At 63.1% G+C, this 24,696-nt stretch carries 28 protein-coding genes; 15 read left to right on the top strand and 13 right to left on the bottom strand.

All coding sequences use genetic code 11. From position 1 onward, the window contains the following. The first annotated feature begins 59 nt into the window (after window positions 1–59). Together ISS99_RS09680 and ISS99_RS09675 are read left to right on the top strand one after the other, a co-directional pair. Complete coding sequence (locus ISS99_RS09680) at window positions 60–1,829, top strand: patatin-like phospholipase family protein (RefSeq protein ID WP_239537818.1); 1,770 nt, start codon at window positions 60–62, stop codon at window positions 1,827–1,829. A gap of 9 nt (window positions 1,830–1,838) precedes the next feature. Then, window positions 1,839–2,372 (top strand): gamma carbonic anhydrase family protein, encoded by a 534-nt coding sequence (locus ISS99_RS09675; RefSeq protein ID WP_204631401.1) that lies wholly within the window; start codon window positions 1,839–1,841, stop codon window positions 2,370–2,372. Here ISS99_RS09675 and ISS99_RS09670 read toward each other — a convergent pair. The 3 genes from ISS99_RS09670 to ISS99_RS09660 form a co-directional block, all read right to left on the bottom strand. After that, window positions 2,357–2,899, bottom strand: a complete 543-nt coding sequence (locus ISS99_RS09670) for a hypothetical protein (RefSeq protein WP_204631400.1) — start codon at window positions 2,897–2,899, stop codon at window positions 2,357–2,359. The two genes, ISS99_RS09675 and ISS99_RS09670, sit on opposite strands and share 16 nt — an antisense overlap. Before the next feature lie 147 nt (window positions 2,900–3,046). After that, window positions 3,047–3,343 (bottom strand): hypothetical protein, encoded by a 297-nt coding sequence (locus ISS99_RS09665; protein ID WP_204631399.1) that lies wholly within the window; start codon window positions 3,341–3,343, stop codon window positions 3,047–3,049. Window positions 3,344–3,441: 98 nt separating this feature from the next. Further along, window positions 3,442–5,223, bottom strand: a complete 1,782-nt coding sequence (locus tag ISS99_RS09660) for a peptide-N4-asparagine amidase (RefSeq protein WP_204631398.1) — start codon at window positions 5,221–5,223, stop codon at window positions 3,442–3,444. Window positions 5,224–5,530: 307 nt separating this feature from the next. Between ISS99_RS09660 and ISS99_RS09655 the strand changes: the two genes are divergently transcribed. Further along, window positions 5,531–6,001: a VOC family protein gene (locus ISS99_RS09655; RefSeq protein WP_204631397.1), complete on the top strand. Its 471-nt coding sequence runs from the start codon at window positions 5,531–5,533 to the stop codon at window positions 5,999–6,001. Between the two features lie 39 nt (window positions 6,002–6,040). Here the strand turns inward: ISS99_RS09655 and ISS99_RS09650 are convergent, their stop codons facing one another. Both ISS99_RS09650 and aroE read right to left on the bottom strand, forming a co-directional pair. After that, the gene (locus ISS99_RS09650; protein WP_204631396.1) at window positions 6,041–6,295 is read right to left on the bottom strand and encodes a YkgJ family cysteine cluster protein; all 255 of its coding nucleotides are present in this window, start codon (window positions 6,293–6,295) and stop codon (window positions 6,041–6,043) included. Further along, entirely contained in the window at window positions 6,296–7,132 is an 837-nt protein-coding gene (gene aroE, locus ISS99_RS09645; RefSeq protein WP_204631395.1) for a shikimate dehydrogenase, read from the bottom strand. It abuts the gene before it with no gap. A gap of 168 nt (window positions 7,133–7,300) precedes the next feature. Between aroE and ISS99_RS09640 the strand changes: the two genes are divergently transcribed. Then, window positions 7,301–7,558, top strand: coding sequence for a hypothetical protein (locus ISS99_RS09640; protein WP_204631394.1), 258 nt, complete (start codon window positions 7,301–7,303; stop codon window positions 7,556–7,558). Between the two features lie 311 nt (window positions 7,559–7,869). Here the strand turns inward: ISS99_RS09640 and ISS99_RS09635 are convergent, their stop codons facing one another. Then, window positions 7,870–9,354, bottom strand: a complete 1,485-nt coding sequence (locus tag ISS99_RS09635) for a RimK family protein (protein WP_204631393.1) — start codon at window positions 9,352–9,354, stop codon at window positions 7,870–7,872. A 275-nt stretch (window positions 9,355–9,629) separates the two neighbouring features. On the opposite strand from ISS99_RS09635, the gene ISS99_RS09630 reads away from it, so the two are divergent. Continuing rightward, the gene (locus tag ISS99_RS09630) at window positions 9,630–10,106 is read left to right on the top strand and encodes a GNAT family N-acetyltransferase (protein WP_204631624.1); all 477 of its coding nucleotides are present in this window, start codon (window positions 9,630–9,632) and stop codon (window positions 10,104–10,106) included. A gap of 55 nt (window positions 10,107–10,161) precedes the next feature. Here ISS99_RS09630 and ISS99_RS09625 read toward each other — a convergent pair whose 3' ends face one another. Together ISS99_RS09625 and ISS99_RS09620 are read right to left on the bottom strand one after the other, a co-directional pair. After that, window positions 10,162–10,440 carry a hypothetical protein gene (locus ISS99_RS09625; RefSeq protein ID WP_204631392.1) on the bottom strand — a complete coding sequence of 93 codons (279 nt, stop codon included), beginning with the start codon at window positions 10,438–10,440 and terminating at the stop codon, window positions 10,162–10,164. Window positions 10,441–10,547: 107 nt separating this feature from the next. Beyond that, on the bottom strand, window positions 10,548–11,237 hold the full coding sequence (locus ISS99_RS09620; protein ID WP_204631391.1) for a hypothetical protein: 690 nt from the start codon (window positions 11,235–11,237) through the stop codon (window positions 10,548–10,550). A gap of 116 nt (window positions 11,238–11,353) precedes the next feature. Between ISS99_RS09620 and lptM the strand changes: the two genes are divergently transcribed. The 7 genes from lptM to ISS99_RS09585 all read left to right on the top strand — a co-directional run bounded on the left by lptM (window position 11,354) and on the right by ISS99_RS09585 (window position 16,854). Next, a complete protein-coding gene (lptM, locus tag ISS99_RS09615) occupies window positions 11,354–11,551 on the top strand; it encodes an LPS translocon maturation chaperone LptM (RefSeq protein WP_204631390.1) in 198 nt (65 codons plus the stop codon). 14 nt (window positions 11,552–11,565) lie between these two features. Further along, window positions 11,566–12,402 (top strand): diaminopimelate epimerase, encoded by an 837-nt coding sequence (gene dapF, locus ISS99_RS09610; RefSeq protein WP_204631389.1) that lies wholly within the window; start codon window positions 11,566–11,568, stop codon window positions 12,400–12,402. A 90-nt stretch (window positions 12,403–12,492) separates the two neighbouring features. Continuing rightward, the gene (locus tag ISS99_RS09605; RefSeq protein ID WP_204631388.1) at window positions 12,493–13,176 is read left to right on the top strand and encodes a DUF484 family protein; all 684 of its coding nucleotides are present in this window, start codon (window positions 12,493–12,495) and stop codon (window positions 13,174–13,176) included. Between the two features lie 8 nt (window positions 13,177–13,184). Then, window positions 13,185–14,075 (top strand): tyrosine recombinase XerC, encoded by an 891-nt coding sequence (gene xerC, locus ISS99_RS09600; protein WP_284343761.1) that lies wholly within the window; start codon window positions 13,185–13,187, stop codon window positions 14,073–14,075. A 90-nt stretch (window positions 14,076–14,165) separates the two neighbouring features. After that, window positions 14,166–14,699 carry an ATP-dependent protease subunit HslV gene (gene hslV / locus ISS99_RS09595; protein ID WP_204631387.1) on the top strand — a complete coding sequence of 178 codons (534 nt, stop codon included), beginning with the start codon at window positions 14,166–14,168 and terminating at the stop codon, window positions 14,697–14,699. Between the two features lie 89 nt (window positions 14,700–14,788). Further along, on the top strand, window positions 14,789–16,129 hold the full coding sequence (hslU, locus tag ISS99_RS09590; protein WP_204631386.1) for an ATP-dependent protease ATPase subunit HslU: 1,341 nt from the start codon (window positions 14,789–14,791) through the stop codon (window positions 16,127–16,129). Between the two features lie 110 nt (window positions 16,130–16,239). Then, window positions 16,240–16,854: a hypothetical protein gene (locus ISS99_RS09585; RefSeq protein ID WP_204631385.1), complete on the top strand. Its 615-nt coding sequence runs from the start codon at window positions 16,240–16,242 to the stop codon at window positions 16,852–16,854. A gap of 63 nt (window positions 16,855–16,917) precedes the next feature. Here the strand turns inward: ISS99_RS09585 and ISS99_RS09580 are convergent, their stop codons facing one another. Further along, window positions 16,918–17,604 carry a glutathione binding-like protein gene (locus tag ISS99_RS09580; RefSeq protein ID WP_204631384.1) on the bottom strand — a complete coding sequence of 229 codons (687 nt, stop codon included), beginning with the start codon at window positions 17,602–17,604 and terminating at the stop codon, window positions 16,918–16,920. Between the two features lie 79 nt (window positions 17,605–17,683). Between ISS99_RS09580 and ISS99_RS09575 the strand changes: the two genes are divergently transcribed. Beyond that, entirely contained in the window at window positions 17,684–18,265 is a 582-nt protein-coding gene (locus ISS99_RS09575) for a hypothetical protein (RefSeq protein ID WP_204631383.1), read from the top strand. Window positions 18,266–18,391: 126 nt separating this feature from the next. Beyond that, window positions 18,392–19,288: a ribokinase gene (rbsK, locus tag ISS99_RS09570; RefSeq protein ID WP_204631382.1), complete on the top strand. Its 897-nt coding sequence runs from the start codon at window positions 18,392–18,394 to the stop codon at window positions 19,286–19,288. Here rbsK and mnmE read toward each other — a convergent pair whose 3' ends face one another. From mnmE to rpmH, 4 genes are all read right to left on the bottom strand, one after another. Then, entirely contained in the window at window positions 19,289–20,641 is a 1,353-nt protein-coding gene (gene mnmE / locus ISS99_RS09565; protein WP_204631381.1) for a tRNA uridine-5-carboxymethylaminomethyl(34) synthesis GTPase MnmE, read from the bottom strand. A gap of 51 nt (window positions 20,642–20,692) precedes the next feature. Then, window positions 20,693–22,381, bottom strand: coding sequence for a membrane protein insertase YidC (gene yidC / locus ISS99_RS09560; RefSeq protein WP_204631380.1), 1,689 nt, complete (start codon window positions 22,379–22,381; stop codon window positions 20,693–20,695). 61 nt (window positions 22,382–22,442) lie between these two features. Further along, window positions 22,443–22,823, bottom strand: coding sequence for a ribonuclease P protein component (gene rnpA / locus ISS99_RS09555; RefSeq protein WP_204631379.1), 381 nt, complete (start codon window positions 22,821–22,823; stop codon window positions 22,443–22,445). 12 nt (window positions 22,824–22,835) lie between these two features. Further along, window positions 22,836–22,970, bottom strand: coding sequence for a 50S ribosomal protein L34 (gene rpmH / locus ISS99_RS09550; protein ID WP_007510029.1), 135 nt, complete (start codon window positions 22,968–22,970; stop codon window positions 22,836–22,838). A 180-nt stretch (window positions 22,971–23,150) separates the two neighbouring features. Here rpmH and dnaA point away from each other — a divergent pair, with 180 nt between their 5' ends. Beyond that, window positions 23,151–24,488 carry a chromosomal replication initiator protein DnaA gene (dnaA, locus tag ISS99_RS09545; protein ID WP_204631378.1) on the top strand — a complete coding sequence of 446 codons (1,338 nt, stop codon included), beginning with the start codon at window positions 23,151–23,153 and terminating at the stop codon, window positions 24,486–24,488. Window positions 24,489–24,696: the final 208 nt, after the last annotated feature.

Here is a 24,696-nt window from a genome sequence, read left to right as displayed (position 1 = left end):
ATCAAGGCGGGGATTTCCCTCCGCGACCCATACGATGTCACGAGCGACGTCGTACCATCATGAATATGCTGCCTGCCGATACCTCAGCCCTGATCGGTCGCATTTCCCTGTTTGCGCACATTAACGATGCGCAACGCAAGGCATTGGCCGAAAACCTGCGATGGATCTGCCTGCCCGGCGGCCAATACCTGTTCAAGGCTGGAGAGGTCGCCGATGCGCTCTACCTGTTGCGCAGCGGCAGCCTGGGCGTGTTCGACGGCCCCACGCGCCTGATCCGCCAGGTCTCAGTGGACGACAGCATCGGGGAAATCAGCCTGCTCAGCGGCGAGCCCTTTCGATACAGCGTGCGCGCCCTGCGCGATTCGGAATTGCTGCGGCTGGACCGCCAGCTGTTCGAGCACCTGATCGAGCGCCACCCGCGCGCCATGCTGGAAGTAGCCCGGCAAGCCATGGACCGCCTGCTGCGCCGCGAGCGCCACGACGAACCGCCGGACAAGCCCCGCACCTTCGCCATCCTCCCGGTCGATAACGGCGTGCCCGTGCGCGGCCTGGCCATCCAGCTCGCGCAGGCGCTGGAGGCTTATGGCAGTTGCCTGGTGGTCGATGCCGAGCACGGCGCCAACCGCGGCAGCGACTGGTTCGCCGAGCGCGAGGCGCAGGCGCGCTTCGTGATCTACCTGGACAGCACTGGCGACGCATCGTGGCGCATGCGCTGCCTGCGCCAGGCCGACGTGTTGCTGCTACCCGCGCTGGCGGCGCAACCCGCGCGTCCCTGGCCCGAGGCGGCACCGGGACATCCTGCCCGCGTGCGTCATCGTCCACGGCATCTGTTGTTGATGCATCCGGGCCATCGGGTCATGCCGGGAGCGGCCCGCCGCTGGCGTGCCGAATTCAGCGGGGAATTGCAGCATCACCACATTTGCGGGGAGAGCGACATTCCCCGTATCGCGCGATTGATCAGCGGCCACGCACGCGGCCTGGTGCTGGCGGGCGGCGGCGCACGCGGGCTGGCACATCTGGGCGCGTTGCGCGCACTGCGCGAAGCCGGGCACGAATTCGATGCGGTCGGCGGCACCAGCATCGGCGCGATCATCGGCGCCGGGCTCGCCAACATGTGGAGCATCGACGACATGATGCGCATCTATTACGACGCCTTCGTGCGCGGAAAGCCGCTGTCGGACTGGACCTTGCCATTTGTCGCATTGACGCGCGGGCGCCGCGCCGCCCTGATGCTGCGACGGGCATTCGGCGCCATCGATATCGAAGATCTGGAGCGGCCGTTTTTCTGCGTTTCCACCAATCTTTCCGGCGAGGGCAGGGTGGTGCATCGGCACGGTCCATTGTGGCTGTGGCTGCGCGCCAGCAGTTCGATTCCCGGCATCCTGCCGCCGGTGCTGCATCACGGGCACGTCTACGTCGACGGCGCCCTGGTCGACAACCTGCCCACCGACGTCATGGCTGAAGACGGCATCGCCCACATCACCGCCGTAGCCATCCGCGCGGACATTGCGTTGCGCGCTCACGCGGAGGAATTCGCCACACCGCCGTGGTGGCGATTGTGGATGCGCCAGCGCCGCGGTGCCGGCTGGCCCGGCATCGTCTCCACGCTGACGCGTGCTGCGATGGTGAACAGCGAGGAGACCAGCCTGCACTGTATCGAGCGGGCGGATCTGCTGATCACCCCGCCGCTGGAACACGTCAGCATGCTGGACTGGAAAGACTGGCAACTGGCAGTGGATGCCGGCTACCAGGAAACGCTGCGCGTGCTGTCGGCGAGCGCGCCCGATACATCACCGCCGGGCAACGAGAACCTTACCGTCACCGGCTAGAATGCGCGCATGAATCATCTGCGCAGCTTCAAGGGCGTCATGCCCACCCTGGGTGCCCGTACCTACGTCGATCCCGCCGCGACCGTGATCGGCGACGTTGTGCTGGGCGACGACGTTTCGATCTGGCCCGGTGCCGTCCTGCGCGGCGACGTGCATTACATCCGCATCGGCGCACGCAGCAACGTGCAGGATGGCGCGGTGGTGCACGTCACGCACGACGGTCCGTATTTGCCTGGCGGTTTTCCCACGATTGTCGGCGAAGGCGTCACGATCGGCCATGCAGCAGTCATCCACGCTTGCACCATCGAGGATTATTGCCTGATCGGCATGCATGCCACCGTGCTGGACGGCGCCGTGGTGAAGAAATACGGCTTCGTCGGCGCAGGCAGCGTCGTGCCACCCGGGAAAGTAGTCGGCGAGCGTGAGTTGTGGCTGGGCAGTCCTGCGCAGCGCGTGCGCGTGCTCAGCGACAAACAGGTCGAGCAACTGCACTACTCGGCCGATCAGTACGTACGCCTGAAAGACGTCTATCTGGCCGGATAGACCCAGTTGGCATTCTGCCCGCCAGCCGCCTGCTGCGCCTGGATGCGCGCCGCTTCGGCTTCGTGCTCGCGGCGCTCGATCACGCGCTGCGCGTCCAGCACGCTGCCGAGCAACGCCAGCTTGTAATTGTGCGGGTCGTACATGCGCAGCAGCGACAATTCGCGTTGCGCCTCGTCGAGGTCGCCGGAGTTGATGGTGGCCTCGACGGCGTCGCAGGCAGGCTTGAAGGTTTCTTTCAGGCGTTGCATGGCGATGGCATCGTTCGGATCGAGCTGCAATACGCTGAAATAGAACTCATACACGTTGCTGCCCACCGGGGCGACCAGGTGCTTATCGTGATAAGCGGTGTCGGCCAGCCCAAGCAAGATGCCTACGTCACTGCCGTCATTGGCTTCGTGGCCGCCCTGCTTCGCGCCCGTGCCTGCATGGGTGTACCAAAAAGCGCCGCCCGCCACGGCCAGGACCACCGCGAAGGCGACAAACAACAACCCGCGCCGATTCGGCCCAGTGGAATTGGAAGAAGACATGCTGACCTGGCGCTATTGCGTGGAATCGCAGCTGCTCTGTGCAACAGAGCAGCCCCCGCTGTCGCGGCAGGTTAGTCGTCAAAGATGTCAGCAAAATGACTCTGCCTGTCGAATGTGACAGGCGCTGTCACAAAGCCCGGATCGAGCTCAGTGGAAATCGCCGCCGATGATGTGCCCGTCCTTGTCCAGCGACGGAAAGAAGCGGGTGTTGTCGTAGCGGATTTCCATGGTGCTGATCATGCCCGGCATCATCAACTGCACACCCGGATACATCGCCTTGAACTGTTCCGGCGTCGGATGCGTGGCAATGAAGGTCTCGAACGGCTGCATGTTCGCCACCCCGCCCTTCTCCACCCGCGATCCATCCGGACGCTTGGCGTGATGGCAGCCGGCAAGCGCGACGGTCACGCCAAGGATGGAAAGGGCAAGCAGACGGGTACGCATCGGTAAAGACTCCATGGAGCGTGGTGCTCCTGTCACATACCGACAAAACTAGCATGCCGGTACCCCCTCGAGCCATCCGAGGGGGTACCGGCCATTCATTACCACGCCGGCAAGGGACTGGCGCCGAAGGGGGCGCCGTCCGGATGGCTGAACCAGAACACCCGGTTCTGTTGGCCCGGACAACCGTTTCCGCTGTTGTAGCCGGTCACCACGTCATTGGCCGCCGAGACACTGGCACGATAGCAACCGCCCAGCGAATCGCGGAACGTAAATACTTGCTTACTGTTCTGGCCCGCGTGGCTGAGGATGTCGTAGTTGGCGTCGTAGTCGATGGAATCCGAGCCTTCGTGGTGGTTGTGCACATCGGCCGCATACAGCGGGAAGCCGTCGACGGAGAAAGCCACGTGCTCGTCGAAACCCTGACGGATGTTGGTCTCTATGGTGGAATCGCCCGCACTGTCGGTGAAGGTCTGGTTGGACAGCATGTAGAACGGGTAGCGGTAACTTTGGTGGAACTCGCTGCTCACCCAGGTGCCGGTCCTGCTGACGCTGTGGCCCTCGACCGAAGTGAGCTGCTCGGTGGTCTGGTCATAGATGCTGTTGGGTATGACGTCGAAGATTTCCGTGTTCGCGAACGCGACGGTTTGGTCCACCGTCGTGTCGACGCGGCCATGCGACGTATTCACATACCCTTCGATCACGAAGTGGCGGCTAAGGTTGGTGGTGACGTTGCCGGTGGTTTCGCCGGATGCGCTGGTGGCCAGCGTACTGCCGATGGTCGGCGTGGGCGCCTGGTCGGCCAGGGTATTGCGCACCACCTGGCCGCTCACTTGCGCGGCATGCGGATCCTCATAGACCAGCAGGGCCGCCGTGGCCATGAAGTAGTAGTTGACGCCTGCCAGCGTCAGCGTCACCTGGTGCGGCGAACCATTGCTGAGGAGACCTGCAAATGGGGTCAAGTCAACGCGATAGGGCAAGAAGTTGAGCGTCTGCACACCCGGCGTCGGTTTCCAGATGAACAGGTCGGCACCACCGGTAAAGACCCACGGATAAACCGGAGCCACGCCGGCGGACTGGCCGTCGATGCTGATTTCAGCTTCGCGGAAATTGCCGCCGCCGCACTCGCCGGTCTGGTTTGCGTACTGAGTCGGTACGCAGGTGTACCAGAACTCGTCCGGCGTGCTCTGGCCCTGGGTGAACACATCCAGGTACGCGCGCTCGACGTTGCGCGGCAAAGTCAGCGTCGCCGACATCTGGTTGGCGGATGCCTGCAGCAGCACGGTGCTGCCCACCGGATCGCTACCGATCGGATAGACCGCATCCGGCACCTTCGCCGCCGGTGCAACCGCCGAGGCGGGATAGAACAGCAACCGCGCGCTGCCCTGGATGACGCCGGTATAGGTGCCGTTGACGATGTTGCCGATATCGGCCTGTCCATTGCCCGCATTGCGGAACAGCGCGCTGTAGTCGGTCAGATCGCGTTCCACGTGCCAACTCGGCGCTAGCGTCGAGGTGGGTTCCTGCGTGGTGCCGAAAAACAGATTGACGCCGTCGAGGAAGATCGTGGCAGTGCGGTCGAACTGTCGACCCGCGGTCACCGAGAAATCGGCTTCCAGCACGACCTTCGACCAACGCGTGCCGCAACCGGCCGGCGGCGTGTAGTTGAAAGGTCGCGTGTTGAAATCATCGAACGTGTCGTTGCTGAAAAGCTGTACCACGCACGGTGTACCCGGTGGCCGCGGCACGGTGGGATCGGCGACGGTCACATTGGCCGTGCCGACCGGACTGCCGGGATCCGGAGCAGCCTGCGCCGCTCCTGCAAAAAACAACGTAAGCCCGGCCGCGGCCAGGCAGCGACTGAAACTCCCCATCGGCAACATTTGCGCAACTCCCCGCGAAGTGATGCCCCCCGTCCGGCCACGCTAGCACGACCCCGAATTTAGACAGGCCAAATCCGCGGACACAGGAACTTGCGGCGCGCAAGGTATCGCGCTGGAAAGCTGTCCACGAGCGAAGGTCATTATCCTCCTGCACCATTGCCGGAGCTTTTATTGCCACGGGCGAGGCGACGCTGATATACAATCGCGCCCGCTGCCGCCCGGCAGCCGTAAGCGTTTACGTCAACCAACGCCCAATTCAGCCACTGCTCTTTCGAGCCGCGGTTGTGGGTGTTGTGTGGCGTCTTCAGTGCAGCACATCCCGCGATCATGCTCGCCGATGAAGTGGCTCCCGCTCTCTGTGGAGTCTGCAATGCTCAATGTTTCCAACACCATGAAGTTCAATCACATCAGCTTTCCTTCCAGTGATGTGAATGCAACGGCATCATTTTTTGTGCGCCATCTCGGTTGTACCGTTTCGGACTTCGACACCAGCAAGATCTTGAAGCGGCACGATTTCGATATCGTCATTGAAGACGCTGCCGATCGCGCCGTGCAGTGGCCCGACAACTTCCACATCGGCTTCGAGCTGCCCAGCGCTGCCGATGTCCTCGCCACGTATGAAGACTTCAAGACGAACGGGGTCGAGTTCGAAACCGAGGTGATCCGGCACCCAAGGGGTTCGCGCTTCTTCTGCCGGATTCCCGGCGGCGTCATGGTCGAGATCAATACGCGGGAGGATGCCGCGGAAGCCTATCGAGCCGGTTTTGGCCGGGCATAAAGGCCGATCAGAAACGGGAGGCGTCCAGCCTCCCGTTTTTTATGGCGCAGTGAGCTTTTCCATCCTGTTTAGCCAAAGCATGGCCTGTTCGCGGTCGCTGCCACACATCTCCACGGACGGCTTTAACCTGGCACAGAAATCTGGACGCTCCGGTTTGCCAAAGATGGCGCAACGGTTGTCCTCGGTCAGCTGAATGCAGCGAACACCTGCGGGCTTGCCGTGCGGCATGCCCGGAATTGGCGATGTGATCGACGGCGCAATGCAACATGCACCGCAACCGGATCTGCAATCCACTCAGCTGCTCCGCGTACTCAGCGATTGATAAACCGGGCCGGTATCCGGCCGTCTGCCGTGCCACAGCTGGAAGGCGTCGGCTGCCTGTTCCACCAGCATGCCCAGGCCGTCGTGCGCATAGCGCGCGCCGGCGGCCCGCGCCCAGGCGAGAAAACCGAACGCCGACGGACCGTAGCCCAGGTCGTAGCAGGCAGCTCGCGATCCGATCAGCGAAAACGGCAAGGTGAGCGACTGGCCGAGCGTGCCGGCCGAGGTGGCGTTGACGACGAGATCGAAGCTGCCGATGTGGCCCAGGTCGTCCCAATAGCGCGTATGCACGCGCGCCGGTTCGCCGATTGCATCGGCCAGCGCATCGGCGGCTTCAGGTGAACGATTGACGATGGTCAGCGTACTCACGCCTGCTTCGAACAGCGACCAGGCCACCGCGCGGGCCGCGCCGCCTGCGCCTAGCAGAAGCGCGTCGTGGCCGCGCAGATCCAGATCGTGGCGATCGGTGAGGTCGCGCACCATCGCCGCGCCGTCCGTGTTGTGCGCCGCGAGCCGGCCGTCCGCGAGGCGGGTCAGCACATTGGCCGTGCCCGCGCGCGTGGCGGCCTGGCTGCGTTCGTCGGCCAGGGCGAAAGCGGCGTGCTTGTGGGGCAGGGTGACGTTCGCGCCGCGTCCGTCCTCTTGCGCGAAGAAGCGGCGCACGGCATCGGCAAATGCGTCAGGTGCCGCATCGATGGTGCGGTATTGGAGCGCAATACCGAATTGCTGCGCAAAAGCCTGATGGATCTGCGGCGACAGGCTGTGCGCGATCGGATGGCCAAAAACGGCGAACTGGGCGAGGCGGGACATGCGTGAAGTGCTCCTTGCTGACCTTTCCATTGTACGGCGCCGATCCGTGCTTGCAGGCTTGGGGCGGCGACCGGTTCAGCAGCGCTTGTCACGCGCCGGCTTGGGCATCGCAGGTTATGAGATCGGCGGCGGGCAAGCTTTCCCCATCGCCCGGTCAGGAGTTTTCCCATGCGTTCGCAGCCTGCTGATTCCCATCGTCGTGAGCGGCTGCTGGCCGCCTCCTTGCTGTGGCTGCTGCTTGGCAGCGTTGCGTTGGCCACCACCCTGGTGCCGGCCCACAACGATTTGCTGGGCTGGTCGCCGCTGTTCTGGCTGCTGTGCGCACCGCTCGCCGTCGCGCTGACGCTGGAACCGCGCCTGCCGCGCCAACTGCTGGCTTTGTGCCGCGTTCGTCGCCGCCATGCCGACCAGTTGATCTGGCACTGAATTCCGCTTGGCAGTGGAGCCGGGACGGCCGGAGCGCCGTGCCCTGGGATGCCGCCGGCCTGGTCATGGACGTGGTCGCTAGCCGGCAGCCAGCGCGATGGATCGCGCACGTATCCGGCTCGCTCAGGGACGAGCGGGCCGGAACAACCCTCTAGGGCTTATTAGCACTATTTTCGTGGCCCGCGCCGGGAGCTGTTTGCGCGCTAGCCCAGGAAGAGTGAGGGAGTGTTCGTCCGTACACGACCGAGCGATGACACCGCATGACGACCACTCAACGACAACGCCGGCTACGAAAATAGTGCTGACAGGCGCTAGGTGGTGATGCCCAGGCGCTTGCGCTCCATGCGCCGCAGGAATTCCTGCATGATGCGGCGATAGAGATCTTCGCCCAGATAGGTGTCTTCCACACCGGCGTCGATCGACGGATTGTCGTTCACCTCGATCACCACCGCCTTGTCGCCAACCTGCTTCAAGTCCACGCCGTACAGGCCGTCGCCGATGGCATTGGTGGCCTTCAGCGCCAGCTTCACCACTTCGGCCGGCGCGTCGCGCGTGGGAATGGTTTCGAAACCTCCGGACTTGGCCGTGCCTTTCGCGCCATGGTTGTAGATCTGCCAATGGCCACGCGACATGTAGTATTTGCAGGCATACAGCGGCTCGCGATTGAGCACGCCGATGCGCCAGTCGAAATCGGTGTAGACAAATTCCTGCGCGAGCAACAGCGCACTGTGCTGAAACAGTTCGCCGGCAGCCTTTTCGAGCTGGTTTTCGCTCTCCACTTTCATTACGCCGCGCGAGAACGAACCGTCGGGAATCTTCAGCACCAGCGGATAGCCCAGCTTGCTGGCGACTTCCTTCAGGCCCTTGGTGTCGTCGCGGTACAGGATTTCCGTGCGCGGCACGGCCAGCTTGCGCGCCACCATCAGATCGTTGAGGAATATCTTGTTGGTACAGCGCAGGATCGAGCTTGGATCGTCGATCACCACCATGCCTTCGCGCTCGGCGCGGTGCGCGAAGCTGTAGGTGTGGTTGTCGCTGGCGGTGGTTTCGCGAATGAACAGGCCATCGTATTCGGCCAGGCGCTGGTAGTCGTTCTTGCCGATCGGATCGACTTCGATGCCCAGTTCCTTGCCCGCGCTGATGAAGGATTTCAGCGCCTTCTTGTTGGAGGGCGGCATGGCCTCGTTCGGATCGACCAGCATAGCCAGGTCGTAGCGATACAGCCGCCTTGCGCGAGGCTTGCGCCACAGCTTCTTGGAGAAGCGGTCCAGCTCGGCGGCAAAGGCGTCTTCCTGCGCATCGTCCAGGGTGTGCAGGCCCACCGGCTTGATGGAGGTGATCTGCCACACGCGCTCGCGCTCGAACTCGATGCGCAGCAACGGGCAGGGATACATTTCGAAGACCTGCCGCGCAAGGTCCTGCAACGCCGGATGCGACGTTTCGCCGAAGTAGACCAGGCTGCCGAAATCGGTCGTGTCGCGGCCGCCCTCGGGCAGGAAGTGCGTAAGCTTGGCGTTGAGGTCGTCGATGGCCAGGCCGTAGAGCGAGCGGCGGCGCAGATCGTTCACCGTGCGCACCGAGGGCATCACGCGATGGCCGCGTGCCTCCGCCAGCAGCGACACGTAATAGCCCGTGCCCAGGTATTTGTAACTGCGGCACAGGTTGAGCACGTGGGTGCGCTCGTCGTCGCCGCCCACCGGTTCGCGCAGGTAATCCATCGCGGTGACCACGTCGACGGACGGATAGTAGGAGCCCCAGTCGGAAGCTTTCTCGACGACGATGACGAGTCGGGTCATGACACCTCGGCAGACCAGCAGGAGAGACGTCGTCGCGTAGGGGAACGAGGCGGCGCAACGCAAGGCGGAAGTGTCTTGCACCTCGGCGACGTGCACAAGAGCAAGCACTGAAGCTGGAGTAAATGTGCACCGCGCCGAAGAGGGTGCAGTGGACGCCGGGTGACTTTGGCGGGATGCTTTCCCGCGCGTCGTGCACTACAGTGCCGCGCTTGTTCGAACCTTCTGCCCTGACCCGCGCCAGGCCGACCACCGGCGCGCTTGACGAGAACCCGTTGATGACCCCATCGCCAGCCACCGCCGCCGTGCGGGTGCGTCGAGCCGAACTTTCCGATCTCGATGATCTGGTCGCGCTGGAGCAAGCCACCTTCGACAGCGACCGCGTCAGTCGCGCGCAATTTCGCCGCCACCTGGACAGCGATTCGGCACGCGTGCTGGTCGCCAGCGCCAACCACCGGCGCTTTCTCGGCACGGCCCTGGTTTTTTTCCGCAAAGGCAGCCGCGTGGCGCGGCTTTATTCGATCGCCAGCCTGCCGGAGGCGCGCGGCAAGGGTGTGGGCACCGCGCTGATCGAAGCCGCCGAGGCCGCGGCGCGGCAACGGCGCTGCCACGCCTTGCGGCTGGAAGTGCGCACCGACAATGCCACTGCCGTCCGGCTGTACGAGCGGCTGGGCTATCACCGCTTCGGCCCGCTGGTGAAGGGGTTCTACGAAGACGGTTCGGACGCGTTTCGCTACGAAAAGATCCTGAAGTAAGTGCCAAAAAAAGGCCTCCCATGCGGGAGGCCTTTTTCGTTGCGGCAGGACCGCTTCAATGGTTTGCGTTGGAGACCTCGGCGGCCTGCTTCAGCTCGCGATTGGCCTGGTCGAGCAAGTCCTTGGCCTTGGCGGCATGGCCACCCAGATCGAATTCGTTGGCTTGCTGGGCGGCAACGATGCTCTTGTACGCCGCATCGGTCTGATGCTGGGCGCGAGCCAGGTTCGGGTGATGCTTGGCGCTGATATCGCGGACCGGTTGCTGCTGGGCCAGGGCGGCGGTGGCGACGAAAGCAAGGCCGGACATCATCACGACGGACACGAAACGTTTCATGCGTATCTCCCCTTTTGGTCTGCAGAGCAGGTGACTGGTAAGGCGAATCTAGCACCGCATCGTGACGACAAAAACACGGGATTTCTTGCGATTTAGCAGCAGTTGGGTCACTCGCCCATCGGCTGGCCGATGCGCTGCCGGGTGGCATCGTCGGGGCGCGCCACCAGGGCGCCGGTGCGCATCAGGCTCACTTCGTAGTGGCCGCCGTCGACCAGCGGCAGGAAGGTGCCGCTGCCGAACACCGTGTCCACCTCGGGCAGCCAGCTCGGGAACTGCTTTTTCAGGTCGAGCAGGTCGCCCTGGCCGGCCTCGTTGAAGTCGATGACGGTGCGCGGCGCGTTCGTTTCCTGTCCGGCATCGTCGTAGCGGCCGGTAAGGCGATCGAGGCGATACAGCGGCGGCAGTCCCGCCAGCATCGCCGGCAGCTTCCACTTGAGTACGATCGCGTCGATCTGGAAATCGTCGCCGGTGAGCGTCACCTGGCGCATGCTGCCGTCGGGCCAGGTCAGGATCAGGTCCCAGCGTTGCGGCGACAGGATGCGCGAATCGATCTGCACCACGGGCGCCTCGTCGCTCAGAAAGCGATAACCGCGCAAGGTCGTGGCCAAACCGGCCAGGAACACCGTCACGATCACCAGGACCAGCATCAGCAGGACGTGGCCGGTGGCGGCCAGATGCCGGCGCCTGTGCACGTGCCGGCGCGCCGCCAGCAGTTGGACCAAGGCCGCCAGCAACGCGATGCAAGCCAGGATGGCAAGCAGGGTGGCAGGCAGGCGCAGCAATTCGTTCCAGTTCATCGACGACTCCAGATACCCGCACGTCCTTGTGCCGTTTATCGCGCATCATAGTCGCTGTCGCGGTGACATCCGGGCGGCTTGGCTATACTGCGCCCGTTCCCCCAGGACTTTGCACCATGCGTCGACCGATCCTGCTGCTGCCGGCCTGCCTCGTTTTCGCCGCGATCGCCGGTTGCGGCAACAAAGGCCCGCTTTATATGCCGCCGCCGACGCCAAGGCCGGTGCAGCCGGCTCCCGCGCCGGCGCACGCCAGCACGGCAGCACAGCCCGCCAGCGCAAGCAGCGTGGTCACCAAGCCACTCAGCGGGCATTGATCGGGCGATCGGTCATGGCACTGCGGTTTTCCAAGATGCACGGTAACGGCAACGACTTCGTCGTGATCGACAGCCGTGACGGCGCACTAGCCTTGAGCGTCGCCACGATGCGTTCCATCGCCGATCGCCACACCGGCGTCGGCTTCGATCAATTGCTGAGCGTGGAACCCGCGCGCGACGGCGCCAGCGCGTTCTATTACGGCATCTGGAACGCCGACGGTTCGCCTTCCGGACAATGCGGCAACGGCGTGCGTTGCGTGGCGGCCTGGCTGCATCGCGCCGGCGAACTGGGTTTGGACGAAACCGTGCAGATCCAGAGTCCATCCGGGCCGGTGGCGGTACGCCTGATCGACGCGCATACCGTCACGGTGGACATGGGCGAACCGATTTTCGAGCCCATCCGCATCCCCTTCGACGCCCCCAACATCTCCGATCGCTACGCTCTGGCGGCGGATGGGCAGGCGCTGGAAATCGGCACCGTTTCGATGGGCAATCCCCACGCCGTAATCGTGGTGGATGATCTGGCAGCACCTGCGCTGGAGCGGCTCGGTCCGGCCGTAACCGGGCACCAGCGCTTTCGCGAAGGCGTCAATGCCGGCTTCGTACAAAAAGTGAGCCCGGGTCACCTTAGGTTGCGCGTCCACGAGCGCGGCGCGGGCTGGACCCAGGCCTGCGGCACGGGCGCTTGCGCGGCGGTGGCGGTGCTGCGGCAACGCGGCGAGGTCGACCCGCAAGTGCGCGTGGATTTGCCCGGCGGCAGTTTGCGCATCGATTGGCGCGGACCCGGCGAGCGATTGTGGATGACGGGCCCGGCCAGCTTCGTCTTCGAAGGTGAATGGCCGGACACCTGATCGCATCAGGTGATTGATGCGCGGGCGCGTCCATCGCACACTCGGAACCGGCGGTTCGCCGTCCCAAGTTTCCCGTTCGAGGTTTCGCGCATGACCAACGCCCTGCTCGACGACACGATCAAAGCCAGCGACGTGGCGGCTTACTTGCGCCAGCATCCGACGTTTCTCGCCGATTACCCGGATCTGGCCGCCTCGCTCACCGTGCCCCGCGAGCAAGGCGCGGTGGCCTCGCTCGCGGCATATCAACTGGAAACGCTGCGGGAGAAGAACGGCGACCTGGAGCGCAGGCTGGGCGAACTCACCGTCATTGCGGCGGAAAACGAGCGCCTGATGCAACGCGTGCACGAGCTCAACGTCGCCGTGTTACGCGCCAACACCCCGGCCATTGCCGCGCGTACCGTGGTGGTCAGGCTGCGGGAGGACTTCGGTACCGAGCAGGTTCGCCTGGTGATGTTCGGCGACCTGATCCTGCCTCCGGCGGATTGGCTGCTGCACGAACCCGGCGGCCGCGCTGCGATGCCGGAATTCACCGACTTCCTGGCGCATCACGAACCCATTTCCGGCCGGCTGTCCGCCGAGCGACTCTATCGATTGTTCGGCCAGCACGCACCGGAGATCCGCTCCGCTGCCGTGATGCCGCTCGGCGAACTGGGGCTGCTGGCCATCGGCAGCCAGGATCAGGACCATTTCCAGCCTGGCATGGGTACGACATTCTTGAAGATGATCGCCGCCACCCTCACCGGCGCCCTTGCACGCCTGAAGGACGGCGCCTGAGTCTGGCCGTGGACATTCAAGGCCAGATCGACACGTGGCTCGCCCGAATGGCCAACGAACGCAAGGCGTCGCCGCATACGCTTGAGGGTTATCGCCGCGATCTGGCCAAGCTCGTGCGCTACATGCAAACCCAGCAAATCTCTTCGTTCGACGCGCTGGAACCTCATCGCATGCGCAGCTTCGTTGCCGCCGAGCATCGGAGCGGACTGTCGCCCAAAAGCCTGCAGCGCCTGTTGTCTTCCTGTCGCAGCCTGTTCCGCCAGCTCACCCGCGAAGGCGTGCTGGCGCACGATCCGCTGGCCGGGGTGCGCGGTCCGAAAGTTCAGCGCAAATTGCCCGAAGTGCTGGACGTCGACGAGGCCACCGCACTCGTGGAAGGCGAAGGCGACGAAGCACTTGGATTGCGCGACCGCGCCATGCTGGAGCTGTTCTATTCCTCCGGCCTGCGCTTGTCCGAACTGATCGGATTGCGTTGGCTGGACCTGGACCTGGATGCGGGCGAAGTGCGCGTGCTCGGCAAGGGCCGCAAGACGCGCGTGGTGCCGGTTGGCCGCCATGCAGTGACGGCGTTGCGCGCACTGGGCGATGCCGAAGGGCGCGAACCCGAATCCCCGGTATTCCGCGGTCGCCGCGGTGCGCCGATCAGTCCGCGCACCGTGCAGGCACGCATGAAAACGCTCGCGCTGCGCCAGGGCTTTGCCAAGCGCGTGCACCCGCACTTGCTGCGACATACCTTCGCCAGCCACGTGCTGGAATCCTCGGGCGACCTGCGCGCCGTGCAAGAGCTGCTCGGCCACGCCGATATCGCCACCACGCAGATCTATACCCATCTGGATTTCCAGCATCTGGCCAAGGTGTACGACGCCGCGCATCCGCGCGCCCGACGCAAAGGCTCCTGAAGCGGCCGGCCGGGGAGGGCGGCTCCCGCATCTTGGAAACAGGCCAGGCGGCCCCACGTTTCCGAACCTGGCTTTGTTTCGGAGATCTTCATGGAATCGTTCCACGCCACCACCATCGTCTCGGTACGCCGCCAAGGCCGCGTCGTCATCGGCGGCGACGGGCAGGTCACGCTGGGCAATACCGTCATGAAAGCCAATGCGCGCAAGATCCGGCGCCTGGGCAAGGGTGACGTGCTGGCCGGCTTCGCCGGCGCCACGGCCGACGCCTTCACCCTGTTCGAGTTGTTCGAGCAAAAGCTGGACAAGCACGGCGGCAACCTCACCCGTGCCGCGGTGGAAATGGCCAAGGAGTGGCGTACTGATCGCCGCCTGGGTCGCCTTGAGGCGATGCTCGCCGTCGCCGACAAGGAAGCCTCGCTGCTGATTTCCGGCAACGGCGACGTGCTCGAGCCCGAACACGGCCTGATCGCGATCGGTTCCGGCGGACCCTACGCACAGTCGGCCGCGCTGGCCTTGATGCAAAACACCGAGCTCGATGCGCGCGCCATCGTCGAGCGCGCATTGAAGATCGCCGGCGACATCTGCATCTATACCAATCACAACACCACGATCGAAGAGCTGTAAATCGCGAATCGGGAACGAGGCTTCGAACAGGCCCAGGCTCCCGTACACCCGCTCTGCCCATTCCCTATCCCCATTTACGATTCCCGGCCATGTCAGAACTCACTCCTCGCGAAATCGTCAACGAACTCGATCGCTTCATCATCGGCCAGCACGACGCCAAGCGCGCCGTCGCCATCGCGCTGCGCAACCGCTGGCGCCGCATGCAGCTGGAGCCGGCGCTGCGTGAGGAAGTGACGCCGAAGAACATCCTGATGATCGGCCCCACCGGCGTGGGCAAGACTGAAATCGCCCGTCGCCTCGCGACCCTGGCCAATGCGCCGTTCGTAAAAGTGGAAGCGACCAAGTTCACCGAAGTGGGATACGTCGGCAAAGACGTGGAATCGATCGTGCGCGATCTCGCGGATGTCGCCTACAAACTGACCCGCGAGCAAGCGATGAAACGCGTGCGCACGCAGGCGGAGGATCGCGCCGAAGACCGCATCCTCGACGCCTTGCTGCCGCGCCGCCAGGCTCCCAGCGACTGGAGCCACGACCCGACACCCGCCAGCTCGATCGAAAGCGACACTCGCCAGAAACTGCGCAAGCAACTGCGCGAAGGCGCGCTGGACGATCGCGAGATCGAGCTCGACGTGAACATGAATGTGGGCGTGGAAATCATGTCTCCCCCTGGCATGGAGGAGATGGGCCAGCAGCTGCGCCAGATGTTCCAGAACCTTGGCGGCGCCAAGACGCAGAAGCGCAAGCTGGCGATCAAGGCGGCGCGCCCGCTGCTGATCGAAGAAGAAGCCAGCCGTCTGCTCAACGAGGAAGAAATCCGCGCCCTGGCGATGGAAGCCGCCGAACAGAACGGCATCGTGTTCATCGACGAGATCGACAAGATTGCGCAGCGCTCCGAATGGGGTGGCGCGGGTGTCAGCCGCGAGGGTGTGCAGCGCGATCTGCTGCCGCTGGTCGAAGGCTCCACCGTTTCCACCAAATATGGCCCGATCAAGACTGACCACATGCTGTTCATCGCTTCGGGAGCGTTTTCGCTGGCCAAGCCGTCGGACCTGATCCCGGAACTGCAGGGTCGCCTGCCGATCCGCGTGGAGCTGTCCGCGCTGTCGGTGGACGATTTCAAGCGCATCCTGCGCGAACCGCACAACGCGTTGACCAAGCAGTACGTCGCCTTGCTGGGTACCGAGGGTGTCACCCTCACCTTCGAGGAATCCGGCATCGACCGGCTGGCCGAGGTGGCCTTCCAGGTGAACGAGCGCACGGAGAACATCGGCGCCCGCCGCCTGCATACGGTGATGGAGCGACTTCTGGAGAAGATCTCCTACGAAGCTGCGGATAAAAACGGCGAAAACTACCAGATAAGCGCCGAATATGTAGATAAAAACCTCGGCAGCCTGGTCAGTGACGAAGACCTCAGCCGTTATATCCTATAAGCGCTTGCCAGTCTCCGTAACTTATTGTTTTAACATAGGAAAATTAACAACCAGTAGCGCTTAGCGGGCTGTAAACAAGCCGTTGGAACCCCTCTGGTAAAATGGTGACCATGGGCAAGATTATCGAACTGAAAACCACCGGCCAGCGTGCGCAGCTCCGCGAAGCGCAACAAACGCAGCAACTGGTGCGTCTATGGCGCGGCGAACTCGAACACGGCAGCTTCTGCGGTTATGTGGGCAGCGTCGGCCGGGAGTTTTTCCTGTTGTGGGTCGTCGGCGACGGCGTGACCTACGACGGCATGTATGTAATGCGGCATCGCGACATCAGCGAGCTGGAAACGCCGGACAAGCATCACATCTTCATGGAGAAGGCGTTGGTGCTGAAGAATCTGGTGCCGCGCCTGCCACGCAGCTTCCCGCTCGACAGCATCCGCGATGTGGTCCAGGCGGCCAGCGCCATCGCGCCGGTCATCGGCGTGCACGTGGATAGCGAGGACGAGGCGGAGGTCTGCTACATCGGCCGCCTGGTCAGCGTCGAGGAAGACGGCTTCAACATGCAGGAAATCACGCCGGATGCGGAGTGGCTGCGCGAGCCCTCTTTCTTCTCGTGGGACGAAGTGTCGACGGTAACCATGGAAGACGGTTACGCACAGTCGCTGCTCGCCGTAGCCGGCGCACCGCCGCCGCTGTTGCAGGGCGACTCCGGCGTCGGCCACGCGCATTGAGAGCACGTTGATGCAAGACTAAAAAAGCCCGCCAAATGGCGGGCTTTTTGTTACTTGGCGGGCTCACCGTCCAAACAGATTTCGCCGCGCCTCTTCATCCGTTCGCGCATCGAGCTTGCCCTTGATGCCGTCGCCGATCGCGTACGCCCGTTTCGTCGCATCACGATCGCGGATGTGTTCGAACCATCGCCTGAGATGCGGGAAATCCTCCAGCTTCATGCCTTGGTCTTCGTGCGATACCGTCCATGGATAGGCGGCGAGGTCGGCGATGCTGTACTCCTTGCCGGCTATGAAATCGCGCCCTTCCAGGCGCTTGTCGAGCACGCCGTAGAGCCTGCGCGTTTCCCGCACGTAGCGGTCGATCGCATACGGAATCTTTTCCGGCGCATAGCGATTGAAATGATGGTTTTGGCCGAGCATCGGCCCAAGTCCGCCCACTTGCCAGAACAGCCACTCCATCACCGTCGCGCGGCCGCGCAGATCCGATGGCAGAAGGCGGCCGGTCTTCTCCGCCAGATACTGCAGGATTGCACCGGACTCGAACACGCTAAGCGGCTCGCCGCCGTCCGCGGGGGCCTTGTCCACGATCGCCGGCATGCGGTTGTTCGGGGAGATTTTCAGGAAGGCCGGTTCGAACTGCTCCCCCTTGCCGATGTTGACCGGCTTGATGGAGTACGGCACACCCGTTTCTTCCAGGAACAAGGTGATCTTGTGGCCATTCGGCGTCGGCCAGTAATACAGCTCAATCATGGGACAGCTCCGGGACGCAAAATGAAAGCGTCGGGGCCGCCGGCATCCCTTTCAAGACCGGGTCGACAAAAGCTTACGAATGGCTGAAGAAAATTTGCGCGCAAGTAAACGCAGCGTGGCGCTCACCGTTTTCCAACTGCCGGCCTTCGGCGAGCTCACCCACGAATTCTGGAGACATCGCATGAACATCCTCGCTTCGCGTTTTGCCCTGCTTGCCCTTGCAGTGGGCGCCGTGACGCTTGCGCCTAGCTTGGCGTTTGCACAGGACAGCACCTCCACCGGCGCAAGCAGCTCGCCATCGTCCGGTGCCCAACACACGGCGCCAGACCCCCAAAAACAGGCCGCCCGCCTTACCAAGCGATTGGGATTGAGCGCCGACCAGTCGACCAAGATCACCACCATCCTGCAAAACCAGCAACAGCAGCTGGCGGCGGCCCGCGGCGACAGCTCGCTCTCCAAGCAGGATCTGCATGCCAAACTGCATGGCATCCGCCAGGACACGGCAACGCAAATCAATGCCGTACTGACACCTGCGCAGCAAACTCAATACGCAAGCATGAAGCAACAGATGAAGCAGCGCGCGCAGAACGCGCGCAACGCCGGATCATCGACGGGAAGCTCCAACGGCAATTCGAATGCCGATTCGAGCGACAGCCACTAATTCGTTTCGAGGCCGCTGCAGGTCTGCCGGGAACCGACTCGTGCCGGTTCTCGGCAACGGCGCGACTATCGCCTGGACGGTCGTGGCTTTACGCTCTGCGCGTCAGGTATCTACGCGGGAGCAAACGTGACACGTCTCGTTGTCGTCGGCAGCATCAACATGGATCTGGTGACCTTGGCGCAACGGTTTCCCGCGCCGGGCGAAACCCTGCTCGGCGAGCGCTTTCTTTCCGTGCACGGCGGGAAGGGCGGCAATCAGGCCGTTGCAGCCGCGCGGCTAGGCGCTGAAGTACACCTGGTAGGTGCCGTGGGCGACGACAATTTTGCCCAACCGCTGCGCGATGCCCTGCTCGAGGAAGGCATCCACGCCGAACACGTGGTTCACGTCGAAAACTGCAGCAGCGGTACCGCCTCGATCACCGTGGCGGGCGCTGAAAATTCCATTGTTGTCGTACCTGGCGCCAATGCACGGCTGACACCCGGGCACGTCGCACGCGCGCGGGAGGTCATTACCCGGGCTGACGTGGTGCTCGTGCAAATGGAAATTCCGCTGGAGACCGTGGAAGCCACGCTGCGCATCGGGCACCAGGCGCAGGTGCCGGTCATTCTCAATCCCGCGCCCGCTCAGGCTTTGCCGGCGGATTGGTTGAAGCTCGCGCGCTACATCACGCCTAACCAGCACGAATTGGCGACCTTGCTGGGCGCGGACCCAGCCATCGATTTTCGCGAGCTGATGCGTCGCTCGCCGTGCCCGGTGGTCGTGACGCGCGGCGCTGAAGGCGCCTGGTTCCGCGAAGAAGGCGCGCCTGTGCATCAAAGCGGTTTTAAAGTTGAAGCCGCGGATAGCACCGGCGCCGGCGACACGTTCAATGCCGCGCTTGCCGTGTATTTGCAGGAGGGCTTGCCGATCGCCGTGCGCAAAGCCTGTGCCGCGGCCGCTCTGTCCGTTACGCGTCTTGGCGCTCGTGGCGGCATGCCGCGTCCGGCCGAACTCGACGCGCTGCTCGCACGACAACGCGATTGATCATTTGCCGATGCAGAAAGTGCTGAAAATCGCGCCGAGCAGATCATCACTGGTGTAAGTGCCGGTGATTTCGCCCAGCGCATGTTGTGCTTGTCGAAGTTCTTCGGCCGCCAATTCGCCGGCACGCATATCGATGAGCGCGCGGGCGGCATGCTCCAGGTGAACGGCTACCTGCTCCAGTGCAAACACGTGTCGCCTGCGTGCGCTGAAAGTTCCCTCGCCACTGCCGGCACCTGCAAGTTGCTTGAGATGCTCACGCAACACCGCTAGACCTTCGCCTGTTTTTACGGAAATCCACAACCATCGAGCGCCATCGCGGCACTCGTCTCTGGTTTGCAGACTGTCCAGATCGATCTTGTTGATGACCACGATGCGCTCTGCCGAAGCCGGGAGATCCCTCAACCAGGCCAGATCGGTTTCGGCGTGCAGAACATCGCTGACGAGCACGACGACGTCGGCACTTTCGCGTTCTCCGTGCGCACGACGCACACCTTCGCGTTCCACCGGATCGTGCGTGTCGCGCAATCCGGCGGTGTCGGCCAACTCCAAGACGAAGCCGTCCAGGTTGATGCTTTCGCGCACGACATCGCGCGTAGTGCCGGCAATGTCGGTCACGATGGCTCGTTCGCTGCCGGCCAGCGCATTGAGCAAGCTGGACTTGCCTGCGTTCGGCCGCCCCACGATGGCGATGCGCAAGCCATCGTTGAGCCGAACGCCGCGACGTGCTTCGACCAGCAGGTCATCCAACTGCGCACGCAGCGCTTCCAACTTCTGCATGATCGCGGGGTCGGCCAGGAAGTCGATTTCTTCCTCGGGAAAATCGATGGCCGCTTCCACGTGTACGCGCAGGGCGATGAGAGCTCGCAGCGAAGCATTCACCTTGCGCGAGAAAACGCCATCCATCGACTGCAAGGCTGCGCGCGCGCCGGCTTGCGATCGCGCCGCAATGAGATCGGCGACGGCTTCGGCTTGTGCCAGATCCAGCTTGCCATTGAGGAAGGCGCGCTCGGTGAATTCGCCCGGACGCGCAAGCCTGGCGCCCAGCTCGCATACGCGCCGCAACAACAGATCCAGCAGCACCACGCTGCCGTGACCTTGCAGTTCAAGTACGTGTTCGCCGGTATAAGAAGCCGGCGAGGGGAAATGCAGCAACAACCCGCGATCGATCAATTGGCCATCTGCGCCGCGAAACGCGGCAAGGTGCGCGTGCCTCGGTTGCGGCGATCGACCTAACAAAGCCAGCGCGATCTGCGGTACGTTCGCACCCGAAACGCGCACGACGCCTACGCCTGCCGCGCCGGGAGCGCTGGCGATGGCGGCAATGGTGTCATCGTTGGGAGCGGTGGCGGTCATGGATATCAGCATAACCGCGGCGGGCGGCACCTGGCCGCCCGCGCGTCGTTATCAGGCTGCCTTGGCCTGCGCCGCTTCGGCGCGGCGCGTCACCCAGGTCTGTTGCAGCAGGCGGCACAGGCCGTTGACGACGTAGTAAAGCACCAGGCCCGACGGGAAGAACAGGAAGATCACCGCGAACATCAGCGGCATGAACTTCATCATCTTTGCCTGGGTAGGATCCATGCCGGCCGTGGTCGGCATCATCCATTGCTGAACCAGCATCACGACCGTATAGAGGATCGGCAGCACGAAATAGGGATCGGCCGCCGAAAGATCATGGATCCAACCGAAGAACGGCGCCTGGCGCAATTCCACGCTATCGCGCAGCACGTAGTAGAGGCCGTAGAAGATCGGAATGGTGATCAGCAACGGCAGGCAGCCAGCAGCCGGATTCACCTTTTCCTTCTTGTACAGCTCCATCATCGCCTGCTGCATCTTCTGGCGATCGTCGCCGTAGCGTTCTTTCAGCGCGTCCATGCGCGGCTTGAGCCTGCGCATCTTGGCGGCGGATTCGAACTGGGCGTTGGTGAACTTGAAGGTGACCAGATTGATCAGCAGCACGAGCAGGACGATCGACACGCCCCAATTGCCGGTCAGCTTGTCGAGCTGGGCCAACACCCAATGCAGGGGTTCGGCAAAGATCTTCAACATGCCGTAATCGATGGTCAGTTCCAGACCGGGTGCGATGGTCTGCAGGGCATCCGGCAATTTGGGCCCCAAATACAACTGTGCGCTGCTGCTGGCCTGTTGCCCCGGAGCCACGTTGATCTGCGGACCCACGGCGCGAATGACGTAGCGCTGCTTTCCTTCCGGCTCATTCACCGTGGCGCTGGAGAAGCTGTCCGCTTCCTTCGCCGGCGGGATCCATGCGCCGAGGAAGTATTGCTGCATCATCGCCACCCAGCCGCCGGCGACCTGCTTTTGCAGTGGGTCCTTCTCAAACTTGTCGAAAGCAAGCTTGTTGAATTTTTGCTCGGGGCTGTACCAGACGGCGCCGAAGAAGCCGAAGCGCGACTGATCGGAAATGCGCTGCAGGAAGTTGCTGTACACCGGCGTGGGGCGATCGACGCGCTGGAACTGGCGGTACGCGTTGCCGTCCCAGTTCTTGCTGCTGCCGTTGTTGATCTGTTGATCGACATCGATCACGTAGCTGTCGCGATGCAGGGTGTAGCGCTTGACCACCTTGATGCCACTGGCATCGGTCCAGGTGAGATCCACGTTGAGCGCATCCTGGCCGTCGGCCAGCGCGTAACTGGTTTGTGCCGACTGGAAGATCGCACGGTGGTCCGGTGCGGCACCGTCAGCGCTGACCAGCCCGCTTTGCGCGGCGAAGTAATCGGCCGCACTGTCGTCCAACAGGCGGATCGACGCCGGATCGGGATCTTTCTTGGTGCGCGGCGTCACTGGATATTTCAACAGTTCCGAACGCACGATGCTGCCGCCGCGCGTGTCGATGGTGAGTCGCAACACGTCGGTGCTGACCGTAATCAGCTGGGACTGGGCGGAACCCGCCTCGGTAGCGGTGCTGGCGTTGGAAATCGCCGGCGCGGCGCCCGGAACCGTATTTCCGGAAGCATTCGCTGATGCAGGGGTTGCGGCCGTCACCGGATGCGGGCCGTAGTCCTGTTCCCATGCCTGCCAAAGCAGGAAACACACGGCCATCAAGGCAAACATGAGGAAGGTGCGCGTTTGATTCATCGCGTAGCGATCCGATAGGAGGCACCGCACCAGCGGGCCACTGAGGGTGGGAAAAGGAAGATCAACACGCGATTGTGGAGGTGTCGTCGCCGCGCTTCAACGGCACGAGTTTGCGCCAGAGGAGATCGAGCTCGGCAAGAAGCTCCGGGCCTGGCAGTCCGGCGGCCTGCTCGCGGGCCATGAACACCAGGTCCAACGGGGGCAACTCGTGGCGGATGCGGCGAAATGACTCGCGCAGGAGGCGCTTGATGCGGTTGCGTTCGACCGCGCGCTTGGACACCCGCTTGGAAATGGCCAGGCCCAGCCGTGCGTGGCCTAGCTCGTTCTGTCGATAGCGCACAGAAAAACAGCGGCCGCCGAGGCGGCCGCTGGCTTGTCGCAAGGCGGCAAAGTCACCGGCTCGGCGAATCCGCGCCTCGCGCGGCAGGCCGGCGGTAGCCATCTGCGCGAATGCTTATGGGATCAGGCGCTTACGACCCTTGGCGCGACGTGCGTTGAGCACCTTGCGACCATCGGCCGTGGCCATACGAGCACGAAAGCCGTGCGTGCGGGCGCGCTTGAGCTTGCTGGGCTGGAAGGTCCGCTTCATGGCTTCCTCCTAAGTGAATGGGTGAAAAAGATTTGGAAGTATGCGGAATGACAGAAGCCGTGTCAAATAGAACCGTAGCGGCAACTTGTGGATATCCACGTGGATAGTTGCCCGGGGTCTGCTGCTAGACTTCCCGGTCCACCCTGCGCGAAAGCGCCCCTGCTGTGGTTGAAAGTATCCATGAGTGATTTGTGGCGGCGCTGTCTGGAGCGTCTCGAAGGTGAATTGAGCGCCGAGGACCTGCACACCTGGCTGATGCCGTTGCAGGCACGCGATGACGCGGACGGACTTCAGCTTTACGCGCCCAATCCCTACACGCTGGATGCCGTTCGCGAACGCTATCTGCCGCGAATCGAGGCGGTATTGACCCTGCTCAACGGTCAAAAGGTCCCCGTGCGTCTGGAAGTCGGCTCCAGCGCCAATGGCGTTGGCCATGTGCGCCCAGCGGCGCCGTCGCGTCCGGCGGCTGCCGTTGCCGAACCGCCGCCGGCCAACTTCAACCACAACCTGGATCCGCACTACACCTTCGAAACCTTCGTCGAGGGCAAGTCCAACCAGCTCGGCAAGGCAGCCGCCATGCAGGTGGCGCAGAACCCTGGCCGGGCCTACAACCCGTTGCTGCTTTACGGCGGCACCGGCCTGGGCAAGACGCATTTGATGCACGCCGCCGGCAATCTGATGCGCGAGCACAATCCTCATTGCAAGGTCATGTACCTGCGCTCCGAACAATTCGTGGGTTCGATGATCGAGGCCTTGCGCACCAAGAGCATGGACGAGTTCAAGCGCCGCTTCCGTTCTGTGGATGCGCTGTTGATCGACGATATCCAGTTCTTTGCCGGCAAAGACACGACGCAGGAAGAGTTTTTCCATACTTTCAACGCGTTGTTCGAATCCAAGCAGCAAATCATCCTTACTTGCGACCGCTATCCGAAGGAAGTGGACAAGCTGGAGCCTCGCTTGAAGTCGCGCCTCGGTTGGGGCTTGTCGGTGGCGATCGAACCGCCCGACTTCGAAACGCGCGCGGCGATCCTGCTGGCCAAAGCCCACGACAAGGGGGTTTCGGTGAGCGAGAACGTGGCCATGCTGCTGGCCAAGCGGATTCGTTCCAACGTGCGCGACCTGGAAGGCGCCCTCAACACCTTGGCGGCGCGCGCCAACTTCTATGGCAAGCCGATCACCACCGACTTTGCGGAGGAGACGCTGCGCGATCTGCTGGCGACACACGCACAGGCAGTGACTGTGCCGAACATCCAGAAGATCGTTGCCGAGTATTTCGGGGTGCGCCTGCAGGATCTGTTGTCCAAGCGCCGCGTCCGCTCCCTGGCACGGCCGCGCCAGATCGCCATGGCCCTGTCCAAGGAGCTGACCGAACACAGCCTCCCCGAAATAGGCGAAGCCTTCGGCGGCAGGGACCACACCACGGTCCTGCACGCCTGCCGCACCATCAAGAAACTGTGCGAAACCGATACCCGCATGCGACAAGACTGGGAACAACTGATTCGTACGCTTACAGGTTGAGCGGCGCAGTTGAACAAGTTCTTGAAAACCGGCAGGGTATCCTGTGGATAATATGAAGACGCCCTGAAGCACTAAAGTTATCCACTGACGATGCACAGCAGTCGGGACATTCGAGGCACAGGCGATTTTTTTCTAAGTTTTTGTTTTTAAAGAATATTTAAAGCTTATCAAGTTATCCACGGCACCTGCTGCAACCACTACTCTTCTT

This window comes from Dyella mobilis (assembly GCF_016904945.1).
GTDB lineage: Bacteria > Pseudomonadota > Gammaproteobacteria > Xanthomonadales > Rhodanobacteraceae > Dyella_B > Dyella_B mobilis.
Note: the sequence above shows the minus strand (reverse complement) of the source record. Positions and strands in the feature narration are given on the sequence as shown.